This is a genomic window from Streptosporangium sp. NBC_01755 (assembly GCF_035917995.1).
Classification (GTDB): domain Bacteria; phylum Actinomycetota; class Actinomycetes; order Streptosporangiales; family Streptosporangiaceae; genus Streptosporangium.
In genome coordinates, this window is sequence record NZ_CP109131.1 from 4,814,120 (window position 1) to 4,834,795 (window position 20,676).

Annotated in this window: 15 protein-coding genes; 9 read left to right on the forward strand and 6 right to left on the reverse strand. The window is 70.7% G+C overall.

Features of this window, described 5'->3' with window-relative positions:
* Nucleotides 1–8: 8 nt before the first annotated feature.
* Both OG884_RS23145 and OG884_RS23150 read left to right on the forward strand, forming a co-directional pair.
* Nucleotides 9–1,613 (forward strand): N-acyl-D-amino-acid deacylase family protein, encoded by a 1,605-nt coding sequence (locus OG884_RS23145; RefSeq protein WP_326636063.1) that lies wholly within the window; start codon nucleotides 9–11, stop codon nucleotides 1,611–1,613.
* Nucleotides 1,603–2,835: a hypothetical protein gene (locus tag OG884_RS23150; protein WP_326636065.1), complete on the forward strand. Its 1,233-nt coding sequence runs from the start codon at nucleotides 1,603–1,605 to the stop codon at nucleotides 2,833–2,835. Before OG884_RS23145 ends, OG884_RS23150 begins: the two co-directional genes overlap by 11 nt.
* A gap of 61 nt (nucleotides 2,836–2,896) precedes the next feature.
* Here the strand turns inward: OG884_RS23150 and OG884_RS23155 are convergent, their stop codons facing one another.
* The 5 genes from OG884_RS23155 to OG884_RS23175 form a co-directional block, all read right to left on the reverse strand.
* Entirely contained in the window at nucleotides 2,897–3,634 is a 738-nt protein-coding gene (locus OG884_RS23155; protein WP_326636067.1) for an acetoacetate decarboxylase family protein, read from the reverse strand.
* The gene (locus tag OG884_RS23160; RefSeq protein WP_326636069.1) at nucleotides 3,619–4,668 is read right to left on the reverse strand and encodes a glycosyltransferase; all 1,050 of its coding nucleotides are present in this window, start codon (nucleotides 4,666–4,668) and stop codon (nucleotides 3,619–3,621) included. Before OG884_RS23160 ends, OG884_RS23155 begins: the two co-directional genes overlap by 16 nt.
* Before the next feature lie 100 nt (nucleotides 4,669–4,768).
* Nucleotides 4,769–6,802: an acyltransferase family protein gene (locus tag OG884_RS23165; protein ID WP_326636071.1), complete on the reverse strand. Its 2,034-nt coding sequence runs from the start codon at nucleotides 6,800–6,802 to the stop codon at nucleotides 4,769–4,771.
* A gap of 449 nt (nucleotides 6,803–7,251) precedes the next feature.
* On the reverse strand, nucleotides 7,252–8,874 hold the full coding sequence (locus OG884_RS23170; RefSeq protein ID WP_326636073.1) for an LCP family protein: 1,623 nt from the start codon (nucleotides 8,872–8,874) through the stop codon (nucleotides 7,252–7,254).
* Between the two features lie 156 nt (nucleotides 8,875–9,030).
* Nucleotides 9,031–10,377: a hypothetical protein gene (locus OG884_RS23175; RefSeq protein ID WP_326646975.1), complete on the reverse strand. Its 1,347-nt coding sequence runs from the start codon at nucleotides 10,375–10,377 to the stop codon at nucleotides 9,031–9,033.
* 330 nt (nucleotides 10,378–10,707) lie between these two features.
* Between OG884_RS23175 and OG884_RS23180 the strand changes: the two genes are divergently transcribed.
* From OG884_RS23180 to OG884_RS23200, 5 genes are all read left to right on the forward strand, one after another.
* The gene (locus tag OG884_RS23180; protein ID WP_326636075.1) at nucleotides 10,708–12,972 is read left to right on the forward strand and encodes a hypothetical protein; all 2,265 of its coding nucleotides are present in this window, start codon (nucleotides 10,708–10,710) and stop codon (nucleotides 12,970–12,972) included.
* A 1,319-nt stretch (nucleotides 12,973–14,291) separates the two neighbouring features.
* Nucleotides 14,292–14,714: a permease-like cell division protein FtsX gene (locus OG884_RS23185; protein WP_326636077.1), complete on the forward strand. Its 423-nt coding sequence runs from the start codon at nucleotides 14,292–14,294 to the stop codon at nucleotides 14,712–14,714.
* A complete protein-coding gene (locus tag OG884_RS23190; RefSeq protein WP_326636079.1) occupies nucleotides 14,672–15,265 on the forward strand; it encodes a permease-like cell division protein FtsX in 594 nt (197 codons plus the stop codon). The genes OG884_RS23185 and OG884_RS23190 overlap by 43 nt, the downstream gene beginning before the upstream one ends.
* A 56-nt stretch (nucleotides 15,266–15,321) precedes the next feature.
* Nucleotides 15,322–16,260: a glycosyltransferase family 2 protein gene (locus OG884_RS23195; RefSeq protein ID WP_326636081.1), complete on the forward strand. Its 939-nt coding sequence runs from the start codon at nucleotides 15,322–15,324 to the stop codon at nucleotides 16,258–16,260.
* Nucleotides 16,261–17,325 carry a glycosyltransferase family 4 protein gene (locus OG884_RS23200; RefSeq protein WP_326636082.1) on the forward strand — a complete coding sequence of 355 codons (1,065 nt, stop codon included), beginning with the start codon at nucleotides 16,261–16,263 and terminating at the stop codon, nucleotides 17,323–17,325.
* A gap of 22 nt (nucleotides 17,326–17,347) precedes the next feature.
* On the opposite strand, the gene OG884_RS23205 is transcribed toward OG884_RS23200, so the two are convergent.
* Nucleotides 17,348–18,523, reverse strand: a complete 1,176-nt coding sequence (locus OG884_RS23205) for a lysylphosphatidylglycerol synthase domain-containing protein (RefSeq protein WP_326636083.1) — start codon at nucleotides 18,521–18,523, stop codon at nucleotides 17,348–17,350.
* Between the two features lie 203 nt (nucleotides 18,524–18,726).
* Between OG884_RS23205 and OG884_RS23210 the strand changes: the two genes are divergently transcribed.
* Nucleotides 18,727–19,566, forward strand: coding sequence for a class I SAM-dependent methyltransferase (locus OG884_RS23210; protein WP_326636085.1), 840 nt, complete (start codon nucleotides 18,727–18,729; stop codon nucleotides 19,564–19,566).
* A gap of 28 nt (nucleotides 19,567–19,594) precedes the next feature.
* Nucleotides 19,595–20,593 (forward strand): lysylphosphatidylglycerol synthase transmembrane domain-containing protein, encoded by a 999-nt coding sequence (locus OG884_RS23215; RefSeq protein WP_326636088.1) that lies wholly within the window; start codon nucleotides 19,595–19,597, stop codon nucleotides 20,591–20,593.
* Nucleotides 20,594–20,676 lie beyond the last annotated feature (83 nt).

Here is a 20,676-nt window from a genome sequence, read left to right on the forward strand (position 1 = left end):
GAGTCCCGATGGCTTTCGACCTGTGGCTGCACGGGGCCACCGTGCTGGACGGCGCCGGCGCGCCGGCGCGCCGGCTCGACATTGGGGTGACCTCGGACCAGATCACTTACCTGGAGGCACCGGAAGCCTCCGCGGCGAACGGCACGACGGCAGTCGAGACGGTCGACCTGACCGGGCTCACCCTCGCTCCCGGTTTCATCGACATCCACACCCATTCGGACGTCAGCCTGCTGCTCGACCCGCGCGGCGAGAGCAAGGCCCTGCAGGGCGTGACCACCGAGGTGGTCGGCAACTGCGGGTACTCGGCGTTCCCGGTGCGTCCGGCCCGTCACCACCTGCTGACCGACCACCTCGCCCGCCTGGGTGACGGCCCCGCCCAGGTCACCTGGACCGACTTCGACGGGTACGCCGAGGCCCTGGCCGACGTGCGACCGGCCATCAACGTCGCCGCCCTCGCCGGGCACGGCGCGCTGCGGATCGCCGCGATGGACGACCCGTACGGGACGGCCACCGCCGACGACGTCGCGCGCATGCGGCACCTGCTCGACGAGGCGCTCGCGGCCGGCGCGTTCGGTCTGTCCACCGGGCTCACCCACACGCCGTCCTCGCTCGGCGACCCCGGCGAGGTGGCCGCGCTGGTCGAGATCTGCGCCAGGCACGACGCCGTCTACGCCACCCACGCCCGGGCCTCGGCGGGCCGGGAGCTGGAGGCCGTCGACGAGGCCGTCGACACCGCCAGGCGCACCGGGGGGCGACTGCAGTTCTCTCACCTCGCGCTGAACGATCCCGCCTACTGGGGCCGTGCCGCCGATGCGCTCGCCCGCTTCGACGCCGCCGAGGCACAGGGCCTCGACGTGGCCTTCGACGTCTACCCCTACGACGCCTCGTCCTCGGCGCTGGTGCAGTACCTTCCCGAGTGGGTACAGCGGGACGGCAGTGCGGGACTGCGCCGGCGCTCCGGCGACGTCGCATGGCGGCAGCGCGCGCTTTGCGACATTCGCACTGGCTTCTTCGGCGGGATTCCCTGGCACTGGGACCGGGTTGTGATCACCGCCGCCGGGCCGCACGACGACCTGCCCGGCAGCTCGATCGCCGAGATCGCCCGGCGTCGGAGGCGGCCGCCCGAGGAGGTCTTACTCGACCTGTGCGTCGAGTTGGGCAGCGCGGCTCAGGTGGTGCTGCACTACCGCACCGAGACCGACATGACCGCGTTCCTCGCCCACCCCCTTTCGATCGTGGGCTCGGACGGCAACGCGCTGCCGTTGCACGCCGGCGCCGATCAGCCGCACCCGCGCGCCTACGGCACAAATGCCCGGGTACTGGGGCGCTACGTCCGCGAACTCGGCGTGCTGGCCCTGCCCGACGCGGTACACAAGATGTCCGCCGCCCCGGCGGCCCGGCTCGGCCTGCGCGATCGCGGGCAGATCCGCCCGGGGTTCGTCGCCGACCTGGTCGCCTTCGACCCGGCCGTGGTCGCTGATCGGGCCACCTTCGAACGGCCCCGGCAGGCGCCGGTCGGGATCGCGCTGACCGTGGTCGGCGGGCAGATCGTCGTACGGGACGGCGTGCTCCGCACCGCCCGCCCGGGAAAGGTGCTGCGCCATGCCGGGTGAGCCGACGGTCAGGCCGGCGAAAGGGCTGCCCGACGTCGCCGACCCGCGCGGAGCCCGGCTCTTCGACGGCACGTTCCCGCTGCCCACCGCCGTACTGCTCCGGGACGAACTAGAGCACAACGTCGCCACGATGGCCGCCTACTGCGCGGCCCACGACGTGCTGCTGGCCCCGCACGGCAAGACGACGATGTGCCCGCAGATCATCGAACGGCAACTCGCCGCCGGGGCGTGGGCGATCAGCGTGGCGACGGCGTGGCAGGCCCGGACGGTAGCCGACATGGGCGTGCGCCGCCTGTTGCTGGCCAACCCCGTCGTCGACCCCGGCTCGCTCCGGCTCCTCAACGGCGTGCTGGCCGGCTACGACGACCTCGAACTCTACTGCTACGCCGATTCGCCGACCGCGCTGCGCGCTCTGGAAACCGGCATCGACGCGAGCCTGCGCGGCCGGGTGGGGGTTCTCGTCGAGCTCGGGGTGACCGGCGGACGGACCGGTCTGCGCGACGACCGCGACGTGCTCGCCCTGGCGGCCAGGACCGCGGGCGGCCCGATGGGGCTGGCCGGATTCTCCGCTTTCGAGGGCATCCTGCACGGGGCCGACCTGGCCGGCACCCTGGCGTTGGTCGACCGGCTCCTCGACCGGTTGTCCGGCGTGGCGCGCACCGCGTACGCGGACGGGCTACTCGGCGCGGGACCACCACCGATCGTCACGGTGGGCGGCAGCGCCTACTTCGACCGGGTGGTACGGCGACTGCCGACGGCCCTTGCCGGCACGCCGTACCGGACCGTCCTGCGCAGCGGGTGCTACGTCACCCATGACGCCGGTGGCTACGACGCGATCTCGCCGTTCGGCGCCCGGCCACGCGCCCCGTACCGGCTCCGCGAAGCGCTGCGGATCTGGGCGCCGGTGCTGTCACGCCCCGAGCCGACGCTGGCGCTCGCCGGGCTGGGCCGACGGGACGCCTCCGCCGACGACGGACTGCCGGTGCCCCGCATGGTGCGCGACCGCACCGGCCGGACCACCCGGCTCAACGGCGAGGTACAGGTGACCGCCGTCAACGACCAGCACGCGTATCTCGCCATACTGGCGGACCGGCCGCTCGCGGTGGGTGACCTGATCGCATTCGGCATCTCCCACCCGTGCACGACGTTCGACAAGTGGCGGGTCATCCCGGTCATCGACGCCGACTGCACGGTGACCGAACTGGCGTACACCCGGTTCTGATCATTGAAGAACCGCGGACCATCTCCGCCGGGGCCCGGCGATCGGGCCTGACAGTGGGCGGTCAGGGTTCCTTGGCCTCGTTGAAGGTCATGGCCATGTGGGAGACCGTGGCCGTGGCCAGGGCTCGTCTGGGCAGGCCGAGTTCGCTCAGTTCCCTGGCGATCGGGTGGTTGCCCAGCCGGATCAGGGCGCCGCCGGGGCGGGTGCGGATGCCGCGGGGGGACATCGACCAGGGGATGCGGCGGGTGACGCCGTCCAGGTGGCTGTAGGCGTCGAGGGCGGTCATCATGCCGGTGCCCGGCACCGGCAGGCCGGGTTTGATCAACAGGTCCAGCACCAGCCGCCCGTCCTGGCGCAGGATGCACCGCTTGTAGGGGGAGGACGTGCGCAGGTCGATGTCGGCCAGTTCCTTGGGAAAACCCCAGATCGTGCGGCCTGCCTCCAGGGTGAAGCCCTGGTCGACCGGGAGCCAGTGGATGAACGCCCCGGCGCCGGTCCTGCGTAGCTCGGACAGGTTCGCGCGCAGGCCCCCGCCGGGGGCGTGGTCCGCGCCGGGTGGCCGGGCCAGGAAGGCGATGCCGAACTCGTGGTAGGGGTCCAGATCACCGTCGAGGTAGTCGGCGAACATCAGCGTGCACAGGGCCTTGCCGGGCAGCACCTCGGCGACGTCGAGGTGGGAGTAGGCGATCACGGCCCGTGCGGCGTCCGCCCGGACCAGGTAGGAAGCGCCGCAAACCATGGCGTCTCGGACGCGGACCGGCATGGTGATCTCGCGTCCCTGAATCAGATGGCGTGCCATGCCTCCAGTACACCAACCTCCAGGCCGGACGTCACCGGTCCGGCCGCCCATTCCTCCAGTTGCTCGACGAACGCACCCGCGTGGTCCGGCCAGTTGTGATGGGCCAGGGCCTCGGCGTGGCCGCGCCCGCCCATCTCCACCGCCCCGGTGGGATCGTCCCGCAGCGCCAGCACCGCGCGTACCGCCGCCCCGACGTCCCCGAAGGGGACGACGACCCCGCAGCCGGTCCGCTCGACCAGGGAGGCGGCGGCGGGCAGGGGTACGGTGACCACGGGGACGCCCCGGGACATGTAGTCGATGATCTTGGCCGGCACGGATCGATCGTCGGGCACCTCGTGCGGGAACGACAGCCCGGCGATCGCCCTCTCGGCCATCCGCAGCGCGTGCCGGTTGGGCACGTAGCCGTACCAGTCGAGCAGGCCCTCCCGCTGCGCGTCCCGGAGCAGCGGCCTGACCCCGGCGTCGGCGGCGCCGATCAGGTCGAGCCTGATCCCGTGGGGGAGCAGCCGCCTGGCCGTCTCGACCAGCTCGGCCACGCCACCTGCTTCGGAGAGGTGACCGATGTGGACCACCCGGTCGCGGCCGGGCCGCGCAGGCGGGCTCTCGGGTACGCAGGCGGTGTTGGGGACGACCGGGTGGGGAAGGGAGAACCGGTCCCGGTAGGAGTCGTCGGCCAGGATCAGGTGCAGGCGGTGTTCCGCGCGGGCCTCGGTCCGGCGTACCAGCGCGGGCAGGCCCCGGCGCGCAGGTGTGGCGCCGGCTTCACCGCGTACGTCCCAGACGGTGGTGGGGCGGTGCCTGGGCAGGCGGGAGAGCAGCTCCGTGTCGTACACGACCAGCAGGTCGGCGCCCTCGACCCCGCGCCTGAGAGCTCCTCTGGCGGCCTTCAGCGCGCGCCCGCGATGGTTGCCGATCGCCCTGGGCACGTCGATCGCGCGGATCCGCGGATCCGGGGTTACGTTGCAGTCGGTGAAGGGAGCGACGTAGGTGATGTCGTGCCCGGCGTCGAGAAGCGCCCGGACCTGCCGATGCATGATCCGGGCGTCTTCTGGATGATGAACGATTGTCGCGACGCATACCCGCATATGCCGATGCTGGGCGTCTGTTCCGTCATCACCGGAGGTGTTGCGTTAATTACCGGGGAACTGCCGCTGAACTCTCCTTGGCGGCGGGTGCGGCCTCGGTGGTGGGCACGGCCTTGGCGGCGTGTGCCGGGGACGGCCGCCGGTAGAGCCATACCAGCCTGGGTTCGAGCAGCCACTTGAAGAGTTTGCGGGTCTCCGGCAGGCAGAGCACGATGGCCAGGGCCAGCGAACTCGACGCGATCGCCGCCACGCCCAGCGGGCCGTACAGCCAGGGGAAGCTCAGCCAGCCCTGGTCCTTGGCGATGACCACCACGACGCCGTGGAGCAGGTAGGCGTACAGGGTGCGGGTGCCGAGGTCGGAGAACCAGGTTTCGCGGCGGGGCACCAGCGCGAGCACCGCGGCCGTCATGATCAGCGCCGCGACCAGCACGGCGGCGCGCACGCCGAAGCCCGTCCACCAGGACATGTCCATGGCCTTGAAGCTGTAGCGGAAGTAGATCGGGTCGCGCGGGACGTGGGGAGCGATGAGGATCGCCACCCCGGCGGCTCCGACGAGGACGACAGCTGAGGTGATCTTGACCCAGGTGGGCTTGAGCAGGTCGAAGTGCTCGGGCTTGAGCAGCAGGCCGAACACGTAGAACGGCAGCAGGCCGAAGAATCGGTCGATGCTGAAGTCCCCGGAGATCTCGGAGAAGCCCGCCGCCATGTAGATGACCACCGCGACCAGCAGCGGTTGCCGCATCCGGGTCCAGATGGGCGTGGAGATCCGCCAGAGGACCAGGGCCACCAGATACCAGTTCAGCCAGGCCGGATCAATTATCGTCAGCGTCCACTTCTGGCCAAGCCCGTAGCGGAGCAGCGCGTAGCCGATCTCCACGACCACGTACGGGATCAGCAGTGTGTCGACCAGCTTGTTGATCTTCGCGTTGGAGTGCCAGAAGTTGCGGCCCAGGTAGCCGCTGATCAGCACGAACGCCGGCATGTGGAACATGTAGACGAACAGGTATGCCGCGCTCGCCGAGTCCGCCTTCAGGGTGGGAACCAGCGAGTGGCCCACCACCACCAGGGCGATCAGGACGAACTTCACATTGTCGAGATACGGCTCGCGCTTCTTCTTGGCGGGGGAAGCGGGGGGCTCCTCCTCGACGCGCGACTCGCGCTCCAGCTCCGCCCGCAGCTCCTGCTCGGCCTGCGGGCCCTGGTTCCAGAACGAGGGCTCGCTCTCCCGGTGGTTGTTCTCCCAGTAGGAGAAGGGGCGCTCTCCGCCCGCGGGCGGCGCCTGCCGGGGGGGTGCGACGGTCTGCGGGGGCCCGGCGCCCGGGAACATCCCGGGACTCGCGGGCTGTCCGGGAGCCGGGGACTGTCCGGGAGCCAGGGGCTGTCCGGGAGCCAGGGGCTGTCCGGGAGCCAGGGGCTGTCCGGGAGCCAGGGGCTGTCCGGGGCCGGGTGCCTGGGGCTGGGGGGCGGCGTAGGGGTGCGTGCCCGTCTGCGGCTGCGAAACGGGCGGTGGGGCCCAGTCAGGACGGGGGAGGGGCACCTGGGGAGCCCCCTGCGGGGCAGGGGCCTCCCTCGCCCACGACGGCTCCTGTGCCCATGCGGTGTTCTCCTGTGCCCGCGACGGCTCCTGTGCCCATGCGGTGTTCTCCTGTGCCCGCGACGGCTCCTGTGCCCATGCGGTGTTCTCCTGTGCCCAGGCCGGGCCGTCCTGAGTCCACGACGAGGGCTTCTCACGGGCCCACATGGACTCCTGCGGCACCGGTTCGGGCTCCAGGGGCTTGGACAGGTCGAGTGGATCGTTGGGGTGGGGCTCCCGATATGCCGGGTAGCCGCCCCACTCGGTGACCTCGCCGGGGTTCTCCTCTTCCCGGGGGGCCCAGGTTTCGTACCGGGACGGACTGCCGGGGGCGGCCGAGCCGCCGGGTGGCTCCGGCCAGGTGGGCTGATGCCCGCCGGGCGGCTGCGTCTGGCCGGGCGTCGGCCACGGGGCGGGTTTCCGGCCCTGTCCGCCGGCGGACCTGCCGGGGCCGTCGGAATCGCCGTCGTCCTGGGGGGCCGGCACCTGGAAGGGTCGGATGTCGCTCACGAGGGGAAGGCTCAGCTATCTGTCGGAGACCGGGGAGTAGTCGGGCAGACTGGCGGAGGCGCCCGGGGCGGGCCAGGGGGAGGGCCGGGCAAGCGTTCGCCTCTTCGCCTTGACCACCCTAAACCGACTGTGAGCCCGCTGTCGCACTCACGCACTCTGATTCGGGAGGTTCTCGGGTAATCGTGACTGTCCAAAACCCGGGAACGGCCGGTGCTCGCGCTCTTTCCCGGTGGTGGCGCTCCGTTGCCCGGGGGCGGGTGTTCGGTTCGCCCGGTTTTGTCGTGGCGCCCGGCCGTCCGGACGCCGTGGCCTCGCTGCTCGGCCCGGCTTTGTCGCTTGGCCCGGGCTTTCCGCTTGGCCCGAGCTTGTCGCCCGGCCGGCCGTGGCGCTCGGCCCGGCCGTGGCGCTCGGCCCGGGCGCCTCGCCCGGCCACTCGCCGGGCGAGGGGGTCAGGTGCAGGGGTTGGTCTTGCTGTCGACGACCTTGTCCGTGAGGGCGTCGGGGATCTTGGGAAGGACTCGGACGCCAGGCCAGTCGGCGCCGATGATCAGCTGGATGACCGGTCCGGTCGGGGCGGTGGCGCCCGGGGTGGGCGTGGGGGCCACGGCAGGCGTGTACTTGTCGGTGGTGACCGGCCTGACCTTGCCCACGACCGGGGTGCGCTTGTCACCGGAGAGCCTGGCGGCCACCGCGTCGCCGTAGGAGGGGCCGTCCGCGGTGTCCTTCTTGGCGTAGCGCACCGTGGTGGTGGGCACGTTGCCGGCCGCCGGGCGGGCGTTGCCGACGTGGGTGACCACGAAGCCCTGCTCGGCCAGTTCGTCGGCCACCTGCTTGGCCCGGCCCGGCGTGTCCGTGCCGTTGAACACCTGGAGCCTGACCTGCTCGCGCTTGACGGTCTTGACCGTGGTGTCGGGGGGCGGGGTGACCTCGGTGTCGCTCTTGATCGCGGCGAACAGCTGGTCCGCGTACGGCTGCGTCCAGGCGACCCGGTTCGGGTCGTCCGGGTGCGGGGCCCACGGGACGGTGATCAGCTTGACGCCGCTCGCGGTCAGCTTCTGGGCGCTCTGCCCGATCTGGAGCAGGGTGGCGGTGTCCTGCGCCAGAGCCTTGTCCATTCGGACGGACTTGGCGGCGGTCTGGATGAAGTTCAGCATCTTGCCGGGGTCGGTCAGCAGCTCGCTGCTGGTGGCCTTCTTCACCACCTGGCTGAGGAAGACCTGCTGGCGCTTGATCCGGCCGATGTCGCTGCCGTCGCCGTAGTTGCGCAGCCGGACGTAGCCCAGCGCCTTCTCGCCCGCCAGGAGGTGCCAGCCGGCCGGGAGGGTGAGCTTGGCCTTCTTGTCGTCGACCGGCTTGGTCAGGCAGATCCTGACACCGCCGAGGGCGTTCACGATGTTCTTGAAACCGGTGAAGTCGACCTCGACGAAGTGGTCGATCCGGATGTCGGTGAGCGACTCGACGGTGGCGATCGTGCAGGTGATGCCACCCTCGTTGTAGGCGGCGTTGATCATCTCGGTGCGGGCCGCGACCTGCGCGCCGGTCTCGGACGTGCAGGCGGGCATGGCGACCACCGAGTCACGGGGGAAGCTGACGAACGTCGCCTTGTCGCGGTCGGGCGCGATGTGCATGAGGATGATCGTGTCGGTGCGCTTGCCGTCGTTGGCCATCTTCTGGCCGTACTTCAGGTTGTCGCCCTCACGGGTGTCGGAGCCCACGATCAGCACGTTGAGCGCGCCCGTGGCGTTCACCGGACGGTTCTTGCCGAGCTTGCCGGCGAGGTCGACGGTCCGGAATTCGCCGAGTGTGTCCCGGTAGACCTTGTAGCCGCCCAGGGTGCCGAGCACCAGCAGGCCGGTCGCCGCGATGCCCGCCCAGGCGCCGATGCTGAGCCGTTTCTGCTTGCGGCCCCTGCCTCTCGGCGAAGTCTCCTTCGGTTGTGGCCGTGGCGGAAGATCTGGCTCCGGGTTCTGTGGCGGAGGACCATCTCCGCCTGCGCGCCGAGCTCCCCTGCGGCCGTGGGAGGCGGGTTCGGGCCGACGGTCTCTGACGGCGGCCTGCCGGTGGTCGCTCATACGATTCCCCTGCTCGGCGGCATCGTCCGGTTCTCGCGCAGCTCGATCATCGCGCCCAGAGAGTAGATCACGAGGTGCGCACCAGGAGCCGTGATGATGCGAACTTGGCCAAGACCGCCCCCTGCCGCCGCCGTGATGATCCGGCGGCTAGCATACTCAAATCCGGACATTTAATGGAATGTTACTGAAATTAGGTTTACGCACGGCCAGTGCCGCCGCGAGGCAGGCGGCGGGCACGGCCGGCAGGACGTACCGGTAGTCGAACTCCGCCACCGCCGGGGGCATCGCCAGCAGCACCACCGCCACCGACCAGGGCAGCACCCACGCCGTGGTGTCCGGGCGGAACCGCCGGACGCACGCCGCCGCGGGCGGCAGCAGCAGGATCACCAGCACCGCCGCGCCGGGCAGTCCGGCGATTCCCTGATAGGTACGGATCCAGCCCGCGTACGGTTCGACGATCCGGGTGGTGATCGGACCCCGCTGGTAGTGCTCCGCGGCCTGGGCACCCGCCGTCGCCGGGTAGCGCCCGGGCGGCGCGGGCGGCGCCGCGGGGAACAGGTAGTAGTCGTAGATCTCCTGATCCGGGTAGACCGGGCGGCCCACGGTGAACGAGCGGGCCAGCTCCGAGGCGAACGAGCCCAGGTAGTCCAGCGGCTGGCTCCGGATCGCCAGCGACGCGAACCGCCCGGCCAGCGCGTCGTTGCGGCGGCTGAAGGTGATGCCGGGCAGTTTGACCAGCGGTGAGTCCTGTGCCCAGACGTACTCCTGCGCGGGCGGGCGCAGGGCGGGCGGGCGGGGGTCGCAGAGCACCGCCAGGTCCGGCGGCGGGCGCATCACGTCGCAGTCGGCGAAGGTCATCGTCTTGGCGTAGAGGAAGACCCCGTTCGCACCCACGATGCCGATCCGGTGGTACGTCGCGTAAAACCAGGCCCCGTACCCGAGGATCGGCACCGTCGCGGCGGCGATCATCACCCCCGCCACGGCCACCCGGCCCCGCTGCTTGAAGATCAGCCAGCCCGCGAAGAGCGCGACCAGCGGCAGCCCGACGGTCCTGGTCAACGTGGCCGCCGCGAGCAGCAGCCCGATCCCGCACGCGGTACGCCATCCGACGGATCGGCGCACGGCCAGGCAGGCCGCCGACATGACCAGGACCGTGAACAGGGTGTCGGAGACCAGCAGGTGTTCCAGCTCGATCTGGTAGGCGTCCAGCAGGGAGGGGACGGACGCGAGCGTCGCGGCCCAGGCGGGTGCCCCCAGCCGCCGCGCGGTGAGGTAGACCAGCACGCCGACCAGCAGCCCCAGCAGGTGCTGGGCCAGCACGACGAGGGCGAAGTCGTGGAACGGTTCGAGCAGTCGCAGGAACATCGGGTATCCGGCCGGGCGGACCAGGTCGGGCCGGGGTTTCAGCGCGGTGACGACGTAGGTGTAGGAGTCGGGGAACCAGAGCGCGGGCCGGTAGCCGAGCATGGCGATCACCCGCAGCGCGGCCCCCGCGCCCAGCACGCCCAAGAACCACCGATGCTCAAAGAGCCTGTGATGCTCAAAGAGCCTGTGATGTTCAAAGAGCCTGCGATGCTCAAAGAGCCTGTGATGTTCAAAGAGCCTGTGATGCTCAAAGAGCCGGCGATGCCGCCGCCGTGCCCACTCGACCACTCGTCCCCCGTCCTCGCGTGCTGCGCGTACGCTACCGGCTCCCGCCCAGTCCGGTGTCTCGCCCTCGCGTCCTCTGACATGGACTTCGCGTCCGTTCTTCCGGACCTCTCGTCCATGCCCGGAAGCTCTCCGCGCGTCCGCCGCCACCTGCCGGGGATGCCACTAGGCTCGGTTCGAGTCATGACCATCGGCTGGCTGGATCGTACGCGCAGGCCTTCGGCGGGCAGGGTGCTCGCCGTGGTCTCGGCCGTGCCCGCGCTCGTCCTGGCGGGCTGGCTGCTGGCCGGGCTGCCGCTGCTGCTGCTCGGCTGGTTCCGGCCGCTCGCCGCGGTCCCGCTGGGGTTGACGGCCGCCGCGCTGCTCTGCCGGTACGGCCTGCGACGCCTGCCGGAGACCACTCCGGCGACCGCCTGGCAGGTCACCGGGGTGATCGCGGTCGCACTGGCCTCGGGAGTCTTCAACGGCCTGTTCCGCAGCGAGCAACTGATCGTCCGCCGCGACCCCGCCACCTACGCGCAGTACGGCATCTGGCTGGCCAGGAACGGCTCGCTGCCGGTCCCCTTCCAGGAGGGTGCCTTCGGCGGCGCCGATCCGGCGCTCCATTTCGACAGCATGGGTTTCTACGGCTTCGACGGCGCGGTCGTGCCACAGTTCATGCCTGGGGCGCCGATGCTCCACGCGGTGGGCGCCTGGCTAGGTGACGTCGCCGGGCTGCTGCTGGTGCCGCCGGTGCTGGGGGCGGCGGCCGTGCTCGTCCTCGCGGGGGTCGTCGCCAGGCTCGTCGGGGCCCGCTGGGCGCCGCTCGCCGCGCTGCTCTTCGCCGTCAGCCTCCCGATCCTCTACACCTCGCGGACCACCTTCAGCGAGATCCCGTCCCTGATCCTGCTCTTCGGCGGCCTCGCCCTGCTGTACGACGCCGAGGCCAGGCTCCGCTTCGGTGCCATCGGGTCCCCGCCGCCCGTGCTCTCGGGCATTGACCCGGTATCGGTCCGTTCCGGTGCCGCCGGTGTCGGCGATCCGCCACTCGTGCACTCGGGCATCGACCCGACAGCGGTCCGTTACGGCGCCGCCGGTGTCGGTCATCCGCCGCCCGTGCCCCCCGGCACCGATCCTGCGGTGATCCGCTCCGCGCGGACCGGTGCCGCCCTGGCGGGGCTGGTGTTCGGGCTGGCCGTCATGGTCAGGATCGACGGGCTGCGCGACGTGCTTCCCGTGCTCGTCTACGCCGGACTGCTCATCGCCGTGCGCCGGGCCGGGAACCGCGACGGGGGCCGGTTGGGCGTGCCGCTGCTCGGCGGGCTGGCGGTGGGGGCCGGGCTGGGTTTCGCCGCGGCCTACCTGCTCTCCCGGCCTTACCTGAAATACCTGTCGGGCTCGCTCGTCCCGCTGCTGGCCATCTGCGGCGTGGTCGTGGTGCTCACCGTCGCGGTGGCGGCGCTCGCCCCCCGGCTCGCGGCGCCGCTGCGGCGTGCCGCCCGGGTTCGGAGGCTGCCCGAGATCGCCGGGGGCCTGGTCGCGGCGGTCGCGGCCGCCTTTGCGGCCCGGCCCTGGCTGGAGACCGTGATCCGGCCACCCGTCACGGCGGAGGACCGGCTGACCGCGGGCTTCGTCGAGGGGGTCCAGCGGGTCAACGGCCTGCCGATCAACGGTTCCCGGCTCTACTACGAGAACTCGGCGTACTGGGTGATCTGGTATATCGGGCTCCCCGCGGCGCTGCTGGCCGCCCTCGCCGCGGCGCTGCTCGCACGCAGGCTCGTCAGGGGGACGGCTCCGGAGTGGCTACTGCCGCTGGCCGTCATCGCCTGGACCACGGTCACCACGCTCTACCGCCCCGGTATCACCCCCGACCAGCCGTGGGCCGCCCGGCGGCTGGTCCCCGTCGTCATCCCCGGCCTGATCCTGCTGGCCGTCTGGGGCCTGGACCGGGTGCGCGACAGAGCACGCAGATCCGGGTACGGCCCGGCCGCCCGAAGGGGCCTCGCCACCGCCGGCGCGGTCCTTCTCCTCGTCCCGGCGGCGTTCGTCTCGGCGGGGACGGCCTTCACCCCGATCGAGCGCGGCGAGCGCGCCGCGGTCGAGGCACTGTGCGCGGCCCTTCCCGCGCGTGCCTCGGTGCTCGTCGTCGAGCGCGTCACCGCCGCCCGCTTCACCCAGCTCGTCCGGAGCACCTGCGGCCTGCCCGCCGCCAGGCTCCCCCTCTATCGCACCAACGTTCCCAGGGCGAGCGACGTCACCCGCCTGGCCGCCCGCATCCGCGCCGCCGGCCGCGTCCCGGTCCTGCTGGCCGCCGAGGCCCGCCAGGTCGCCCGGTACGGCACCCCCGTCCACATCATGAACCTCCGCACCCGCCAGGACGAGCGCTCCCTCGTCGACCCCCCCAACGGCACCTGGTCCCTGGCCGCCGATGTCTGGATGACCGTTCCCCGCGCGGATCCGAAAACCTGAGAACTCGTGCCCGTCCCGGTGCCCACCCAGGGCCATGACGATCCGAGGCCCAGCGAGCATCCTCATCTGGTCGCGTCCGCGCAGGTGGTGTACGAGTGTTTGAGATCGGTACCTGCGTCGCGCCTGGCTGATCGCCGTTGAAAAGCGCGGCGTAGTCCGTGGGGAAAAGCGCGGCGAGGGCGGTGGAGTGGTTGGGGGCCGCTCACCGGTGTCGCGTCGTGCGGGGTGGAAGGTCAAAAGCGCGGCGAGGGCGGTGGAGTGGTTGGGGGCCGCTCACCGGTGTCGCATCGTGCGGGGTGGTGGCGGGCGTTGGGCGGGTGTGGGTGACCGGGGGCGGGCCGGTGGAGCTCCGGGAGGGGGCAAAGCGGGTCATGGCGGGCGTGGAGGCGGGGCCGTGGTGGTGACGATCGGGGATTTTCCATGATCTGGGTGAGTTGGCACGCTGGGGGCGTGCGGATTCACCCAGATCAAGGAAGGCGCCACTCCCGCCCCCTCGGGTGGGCCGCTTTTCGTGGTGGAAGGCCCGATTCGTCCCCGCGCCCGGCCGAGGGAGACCCCTGACCGGACATCCCGCGGACCTTCGTACCCCGCACGGCGAGAGCCCCGCACGAGGCGGCGGTGAGGAGCGGCGAGGAGCGGCCCCGAACCCTTCCACACCGCGGCGGACCCGTACCGATGGGCGGCCTTGGGCCACTCCACCGCCCTCGGCGCGCTTTTGACCTTCGACCCCGTACGACGCGACATCAGCGAGCGGCCCTGAACCGCTCCACCACCCTCGGCGTGCTTTTCCCCACGGACGACGCCGCGCTTTTCCACCGTGACCGGCTTACCGGATTCGGATGCTCGTACACCACGTCCGTGGACGCGCCCCCTCATCTCGGACCCGGGTGACATCGCGATACTTCTCGACGCGGCCCGGTCACTGATCCGGCCCGCTCTGATTTCCGTATGACCCGAACCTCGGAGTCAATTCGGTGCATGCTTCACCGGGAGGGCGAACCAGACGCTTTTGCCAGGCCAGCCGGTGCCGCAGAGTCTTTTGGCATTCTTCGGCCCCAGGACCTCAACGACCACCTGCCCGCCCGCCGTCTCGCCCACGCCAACCGCCTTCCTCACCGTCTTCCATTCCCGAGCCATTCGGGCAGTCGTTGCCGGAACGGCGGGGAAGGTTTCCTGCCCGACGGGATGCCCACCGATACCGGAGTCCATGTGTTCCAAGGGAGAGACCCGCTCTATTTTCGGTGATCAAATCCTGAGTATCTGTGTCAGGATATTGGGGCAAATGCCGGATTGTTGCGGTGGGTGATGCGTTGAATGCGATGGATCCGGTGGTTGGCTCGGACGGCCGAAACGATGGGGCCGACGTCGAAGAACTGTCTTCCGGGGATTCGGAGCGGGGAGCGCGCACCTGGAGACGGGCCGGAGCCCGCCGCGTCCTGCTGGCCGGTGTGGCGGTCGTCGCCCTGGTGCTCGGGGTGGCCGGAAGCGGTGGGTACGAGAACCCCGGCCGGGTGCTCCCGCCACCGGATGGCCCCTGGCCCGAGGGGGCGACGTTCACCATCTCCCTCTGCAGGGATGACGACCCCTCCGGGAGGTGTCGCAAGCGGGTGATCACTCCAGAGCAGAAGCGGGCACTTGAGGAGAGGCTGCGTGCGACGCCTGAGGTCGCGGAGGTGACATTTAGATCCCAGGAGACGGTGTGGGCGAACTTCGTGGACGAGAAGCCGACAACTGGGTTCTGACCTCGACCATTCAGCCTGAGGACCTGCCGACATCGTTCAAGGGCAGACTCCACCGCCGGGCCGACTTCCAGCTGTTCGCAGCCACCGTGGAGAACGCGCCGGGTGTCTCCTACGGATACGTCCTCGGCAATAACTTCTGGGAGGATAAGGCGGACCTCTCCATCGGGTTGTGTGAAGCCGAGAACTCAGAAACCAAGGAGACGGAAGAGGCTTCCGATCCCTGTGTGGGCCGAGGCGCGGCCACGGAGGAAGAGAAGAAGGCCATCGAGGCCAGGCTCGCAGAGCTCGAAGGGATCGAGCGTGTCTACTTCGAAGACGCCACCCATGCTCGCCGGGTCTTCGAGCATCTCCTGATGGGCAAGCTCACCTCTAGCACTCTCCGTATTGTCCTCATCTCGGAGAATTACCACGTCAAGCTCATGGATCCGGCGAGTGTGCCTGCGGTCATCGACGCGGTCGAGGGGATGTCGGGCGTCGGATCCGTCAGGCGCCTGGACGGAGGCTGTTCCTGGCTGGGATTCACCCAGGAATGCTCCGGGGAGCTGTCCTGAGAACGTGATGTGCGCTCGGTTCCCGGCCGGGCAGAGTATCCTCGCCCGTCGAGAGCATGCCCGAGAGACCAAGAGCCCGAGAGCCCGAGAGTGGATCAGCTGTGGACGCAACACCGTACGTGACCATCGTCCTGCCCTGTTACAACGAGCAGGACCACGTCATCGCCGAGGTCGAGCGCATCTGTGAGGCGATGGACCACAGCGGATACACCTACGAGCTCGTGGCGGTCGACGACTTCTCCACGGACGAGACCCTGGCCAGGCTCGAAGAGGCCGCGCCGAGGTTTCCGAACATGCGGATCAGGGCCTTCCACCGCAACGGCGGCTCCGGCACGGTGCGCAGGATCGGCACCCAGGAGGCGCGCGGCGAGATCGTCGTGTGGACCGACGCCGACATGACCTACCCGAACGAGCGCATCCCCGAGCTCGTCCAGATCCTGGAGAAGGACACGACGATCGACCAGGTCGTGGGCGCGCGGACCAGCGAGGAGGGCTCCCACAAGTTACTGCGGGTCCCGGCCAAGTGGTTCATCCGCAAGGTGGCCGAACGGCTGGCCGGGCAGAAGATCCCCGATCTCAACAGCGGGCTGCGGGCGTTCCGCAAGTCGGTGGCCAAGCCCTACCTGCGGCTGCTGCCGCCCGGTTTCTCCTGCGTCACCACGATCACGCTGTCGTTCCTGTCGAATCAGCACGACGTCTACTACCTGCCGATCGGCTACAGCAAGCGGGCCGGCAAGTCGAAGTTCAGCTTCGTCTCCGACGCCTACCGCTACATCCTGCAGGTGCTGCGGATGGTCATGTACTTCAACCCGCTCAAGGTTCTCATGCCGCCCGCGCTCTGGCTGATCGGTATCGGCCTGGTCAAGGGCGTCGTCGACATCGTCCGCTACGGGTTCTACCTGACCAGCAACACCATCGTGATCTTCATCTCCGGTCTGCTCATCGGCTCGCTGGCGCTGCTGGCCGACCTCATCGTGCGTTCCAGGAGCGAGTAGATGCGGATCGCCGTCGTCGGGCCGACGTACCCATACAAGGGCGGCGGCGCCGCGCACACCACAGAGCTGGCCCACCGGCTGAAAGCGGCCGGGCACGACGTGGTGATCGAGTCGTGGCGGGCGCAGTACCCCTCCTTCCTGTATCCGGGACAGCAGACCGTCGACACCCCCGACGGCGAGCCGTTCCCGCACGTCCGGCACGACCTCGACTGGCGCCGCCCGGACGGCTGGGTCCGCGCGGGGAGGCGGCTGCGCGACGCCGACCTGGTGGTTCTCGCCGTCCTCAGCCCGGTGCAGGTCCCGCCCTACCTGGGCATCCTTTCCGGCCTGGGCCGCAGAACCAGGGTCGTGGCGCTCTGCCACAACGTCCTGCCGCACGAGCGCAAGCCGTACGACACGCCGCTGATGAAGGCGCTGCTGCGCAGGGTGGACGCGGTGCTCGTGCACTCCGAGCGGCAGGCGGAGAAGGCACGTGAGCTGGCCGCCGCACCCGTGCGAGTGGCCGAGATGGCCCCGCACCTGCCGTCCTCGACGGGGAGCCCGGCCGAGGGCGTGCACGACCGGCTGCTGTTCTTCGGCCTCGTCCGCCCGTACAAGGGGCTTGACCTGCTGCTGCACGCGCTGCCCGAGGGCGTGTCACTGCGGGTGGCGGGGGAGTTCTGGGGCGGCCTGGAGGAGACGACGAGGGCACTGGTCGCCGAGCTGGGACTGGCCGGACGGGTGGAGCTGCGGCCAGGCTACGTGGCGGCGGCGGACGTGCCGGGGTTGTTCGCGGACGTGGACGCGCTGGTCCTGCCCTACCGGAGCGGGACGGCCAGCCAGCAGGTGTGGCTCGGCCACGAGCACGGGGTGCCGGTGATCGCCAGCCGGGCGGGCACGCTCGGCGACCACGTCACCGACGGGGTGGACGGGCTGCTGGTCGAGCCGGGTTCGGCGGAGGAGTTGCGCGCGGCGCTGGCCGCGTTCTACCGCCCCGGCGAGCCCGAGCGGCTCCGCGCCGGGGTCAAGGCGGTCGACCCCGAGCCGTACTGGACCTCCTACGTGGAAGCACTGGTCTCGCGCTGAGCCGGGACCCGTGCGGGGGGTCTCAGGCGTTGCCCTCTCGTGCCGTCACGGGCTCGGGGCCTGTTTCCCGGACGGATTCCCGTGTTTCCCGGACGGACCCCCCTGCTTCCCGGACGGATTCCCGTGTTTCCCGGACGGATTCCCGTGTTTCCCGGACGGATTCCCGTGTTTCCCGGACGGATTCCCGTGTTTCCCGGACGGATTCCCGTGTTTCCCGGACGGATTCCCGTGTTTCCCGGACGGACCCCCCTGCTTCCCGGACGGATTCCTGTATTTTCCGGATGGGCTCCCCTGGGGGGCCGGAGACCCTGCCCCACAGGAAGCCGATCCCGGCCCAGCTCACGTCGGCGAGGGTGAACATCACCCTGGACACCACCGCGGCCACCAGAGCGCTGGGGGAGTCGAGCACCGGTGCCAGGGCGAGCACCATCGCCCCCTCGCGGACGCCGATCCCGGCGGGGACGACCACCGTGAGGATGCCCGTCGCCCAGGCCAGCGCGTACGCGCCTGTCGCCACCAGGTAGCGGGAGTCGCCAAAGGCGCCCAGGTCGGCCATGGGGAGCAGCAGGTGGGGGCCGTAGGTCAGCCAGCCTGCCACGGTGAGGGCGACCGCGGTGAGCACGGCGCGGCCGCTGAGCAACCGGCCCGGCCCGAGCGGTTCCTGGCGGGCGATCCGCATGGCCAGGTTGAGTCCGAAGGTGAGCACTCCGGGGTGCAGGCAGACGGCGATGACGGGGATCAGCGCCAGCAGGTACCACGCCTGGGGCATGGTCTCGCGCAGGGTCACCGCGGCCACGACAAGGGCGCAGCCCAGGGAGACCAGCACCGAGAGGGTGATGGCGCCGAACATGCGCCGGGGCGGGACGCGGTGGTCGCGGCCGAGTTCGATCATCGCGGCGTACGCCCAGACGCTGCCCGGCACGTACTTGCCGAGCTGGCCGATGAAGAAGATCCGCGCGGTGATCCCGGGGGGCAGCGGGGAGCCCATTCCGGCCAGCAGCGCCCGCCAGGCCAGCATCATGAGACAGATCCCGGCCATCACCGACAGGTAGGAACCGGCGAGCGACCACCATGACAGCCGGGAGATCGCGGCCGCCGTCTCCTCGCCGTTCCTGAGCAGTCCGTAGCCCAGGAAACCCACCGCGACCAGCGCGAGCAGCACGCGGAGGAGGCGGCTTGACCGCAGTCGGCTGAGCATCCGCCCAGGGTACGACGCTCTCCTTACTCGACGGTAGGGGCACGGGTCACCGGTACTCTTGGGCGGCGTGGTGGAGCGCCCGAGGGCGTCGCGCGCAGCCGGGAGCGGCACGTCGTCCGGCACCATCCGGAAGGGAGATACATGACCCTCCGGAAGGGAAGTCCCGGTATCACGCGAAAGGGAAGAGGAGCGGTGAGCGAGTGATGAGCGCCGAGCGGGTCGCGCAGCTTGAGTACTCCGAGTTCCAGGCGGCGATGCTGGACGAGGAGAAGCGCCGCAGGAAGGCCGCGAAGATCGTCGCGGTGCTCGGGCACTTCCTCGGCAGGGACGAAGGCGTCCTCGCCGGTCTGACGGTCGCCGACATCGGCTGCTCGGCGGGGTTCATCGCCGACGAGCTGGCCGCGGCGGGGGCGAGCCGGACGTTCGGCGTCGACATCGACGTGCCGGGCCTGCGCAGGGCGGCTCAGCGGTTCGGCGAGCGGGTCGAGTTCGTGTGCGCGGACGGCACCGCGCTGCCCTTCCCCGACGGCTCGATCGACGTGCTGGTCTTCAACCACATCTACGAGCACGTGGTCGACCCGGACGCGATCATGGCCGAGATGCGCCGGGTGCTCTCCGACGACGGTGTCCTCTATCTGGGGCTGGGCAACAGGCTCGGCGTGATGGAGCCGCACTACAAGCTGCCGTTCCTGTCATATCTGCCGCCCGCGGCGGCCGACCGCTATGTGCGGCTCTTCGGCCGGGCGGACAACTACTACGAGCGTTACCGCACCCGCCGCGGCCTGCGCAGGATGGTGCGCGGCCTACGGGTGTGGGACTACACCTTCCCCGTGCTCGCCACCCCGGCGGCGTTCGCGGGCGACGAGCTCTTCGGCGGCGTGGCGGGGCGGGTGGCCGGTGGCGTGCTGTCGCGGCTGCCCCGCCCGGTGCTGCGTGCCCTGCTGCCCGTGGTGCCCACCTACCTGTGGGTGGCGACCGGGGGCGACCGCCGCCCGGCCGGGCGGTCGCTGCCGCAGCCGCCCGAGCCGGTACGTCCTCTGTGAGCCCGCTGGAGCCCGAGGTGAGTCTTCCGTGACCGAGGACGACGCGACGGAGGCCGGAGAAGGCACGTCCCCGGTGGGTGGCGCCACCCGCACGTCCTCCGTGAGGCGGCTGGCGCGCGTCGCCTTCCTGCTCCTCGCCCTCGGGTTCGGCGCGTGGGTGGTGGTGGGCCAGTGGGACGACATCCGCGCGGGGTTCGCCCGGCTGTCCGGAGTGTCGCTCATGCTGTCACTGGTCGCGGTGCTCGCCGCGCTGTGCGGCGGGATGATGACGTGGCGGGCGCTGCTGGCCGATCTGGGCTCGCCGCTGCCGCTGCGCGCGGGGGCGCGGGTCTTCTTCGTGGGCCAGCTGGGCAAGTACATCCCCGGTTCGCTCTGGCCGGTGATCGCTCAGATGGAGATGGGGCGGGAGCTGGGCGTTCCCCGGTCGCGCAGCGCGGCGGCGTTCTTCCTGACGCTGCCGGTGCAGCTCGGCAGCGGGCTGGTGGTCTCGGGGGTGACGCTGCTGGCGGCCCGGCCGGGGGCGGCCGCGCCGTACGCGTGGGTCTTCCTGCTGATCCCCGTGCTCGCGGTGGCCTTCGAGCCGAGGGTGGTCAACGCGGTCCTCGGGTTCGGGCTTCGCAAGCTGGGGCGCGAGCCGCTGGAGCGCCCCCTCAGCCGCCGTGGCATGCTCACCGCGCTGGGCTGGGCACTGGGTGGCTGGATCGCGTACGGGCTGCACCTGGCGGCGATCGTCCACGACCTCGGACCCTCCGGGTTCTCCGCGGTCCTGTTCTCCGTCGGCGCGTTCGCCCTGTCGTGGTGCCTGGGGATCATGACGTTCGTCGTCCCCGCAGGGGCGGGTGTGCGGGAGGTGGCCATGGTGGCCGTCCTGGCGCCGGTCCTGGATCAGGGATCGGCCATAGCGGCGGCGCTCTGCTCCCGGATCGTGATCATTTTTGGCGATCTCGTCTGCGCGGGTTTCGCGGGTCTGGCCGCGCGCCGCGCCACGGTTTCCAAGAAGGACCACGCTTCGGGAAAAGCCGTGTGATTTCCTCCATGATTTCGGAGACTCTGGCAATAGAGTGAACGGAAGAAGGGGACGGCCGTCCCATGTGAATCATGAGGGGAGCG

What these genes read in the sequence shown, in the direction of transcription:
- OG884_RS23145 (WP_326636063.1), top strand. Translation starts at nt 9, where the DNA reads ATGGCTTTCGACCTGTGGCTGCACGGGGCCACCGTGCTGGACGGCGCC.
- OG884_RS23160 (WP_326636069.1), bottom strand. Translation starts at nt 4,668, where the DNA reads ATGCATCGGCAGGTCCGGGCGCTTCTCGACGCCGGGCACGACATCACC.
- OG884_RS23155 (WP_326636067.1), bottom strand. Translation starts at nt 3,634, where the DNA reads ATGGCACGCCATCTGATTCAGGGACGCGAGATCACCATGCCGGTCCGC.
- OG884_RS23200 (WP_326636082.1), top strand. Translation starts at nt 16,261, where the DNA reads ATGCGGATCGCCGTCGTCGGGCCGACGTACCCATACAAGGGCGGCGGC.
- OG884_RS23170 (WP_326636073.1), bottom strand. Translation starts at nt 8,874, where the DNA reads ATGAGCGACCACCGGCAGGCCGCCGTCAGAGACCGTCGGCCCGAACCC.
- OG884_RS23195 (WP_326636081.1), top strand. Translation starts at nt 15,322, where the DNA reads ATGCCCGAGAGACCAAGAGCCCGAGAGCCCGAGAGTGGATCAGCTGTG.
- OG884_RS23205 (WP_326636083.1), bottom strand. Translation starts at nt 18,523, where the DNA reads ATGCTCAGCCGACTGCGGTCAAGCCGCCTCCTCCGCGTGCTGCTCGCG.
- OG884_RS23210 (WP_326636085.1), top strand. Translation starts at nt 18,727, where the DNA reads ATGAGCGCCGAGCGGGTCGCGCAGCTTGAGTACTCCGAGTTCCAGGCG.
- OG884_RS23150 (WP_326636065.1), top strand. Translation starts at nt 1,603, where the DNA reads ATGCCGGGTGAGCCGACGGTCAGGCCGGCGAAAGGGCTGCCCGACGTC.
- OG884_RS23180 (WP_326636075.1), top strand. Translation starts at nt 10,708, where the DNA reads ATGACCATCGGCTGGCTGGATCGTACGCGCAGGCCTTCGGCGGGCAGG.
- OG884_RS23185 (WP_326636077.1), top strand. Translation starts at nt 14,292, where the DNA reads ATGGATCCGGTGGTTGGCTCGGACGGCCGAAACGATGGGGCCGACGTC.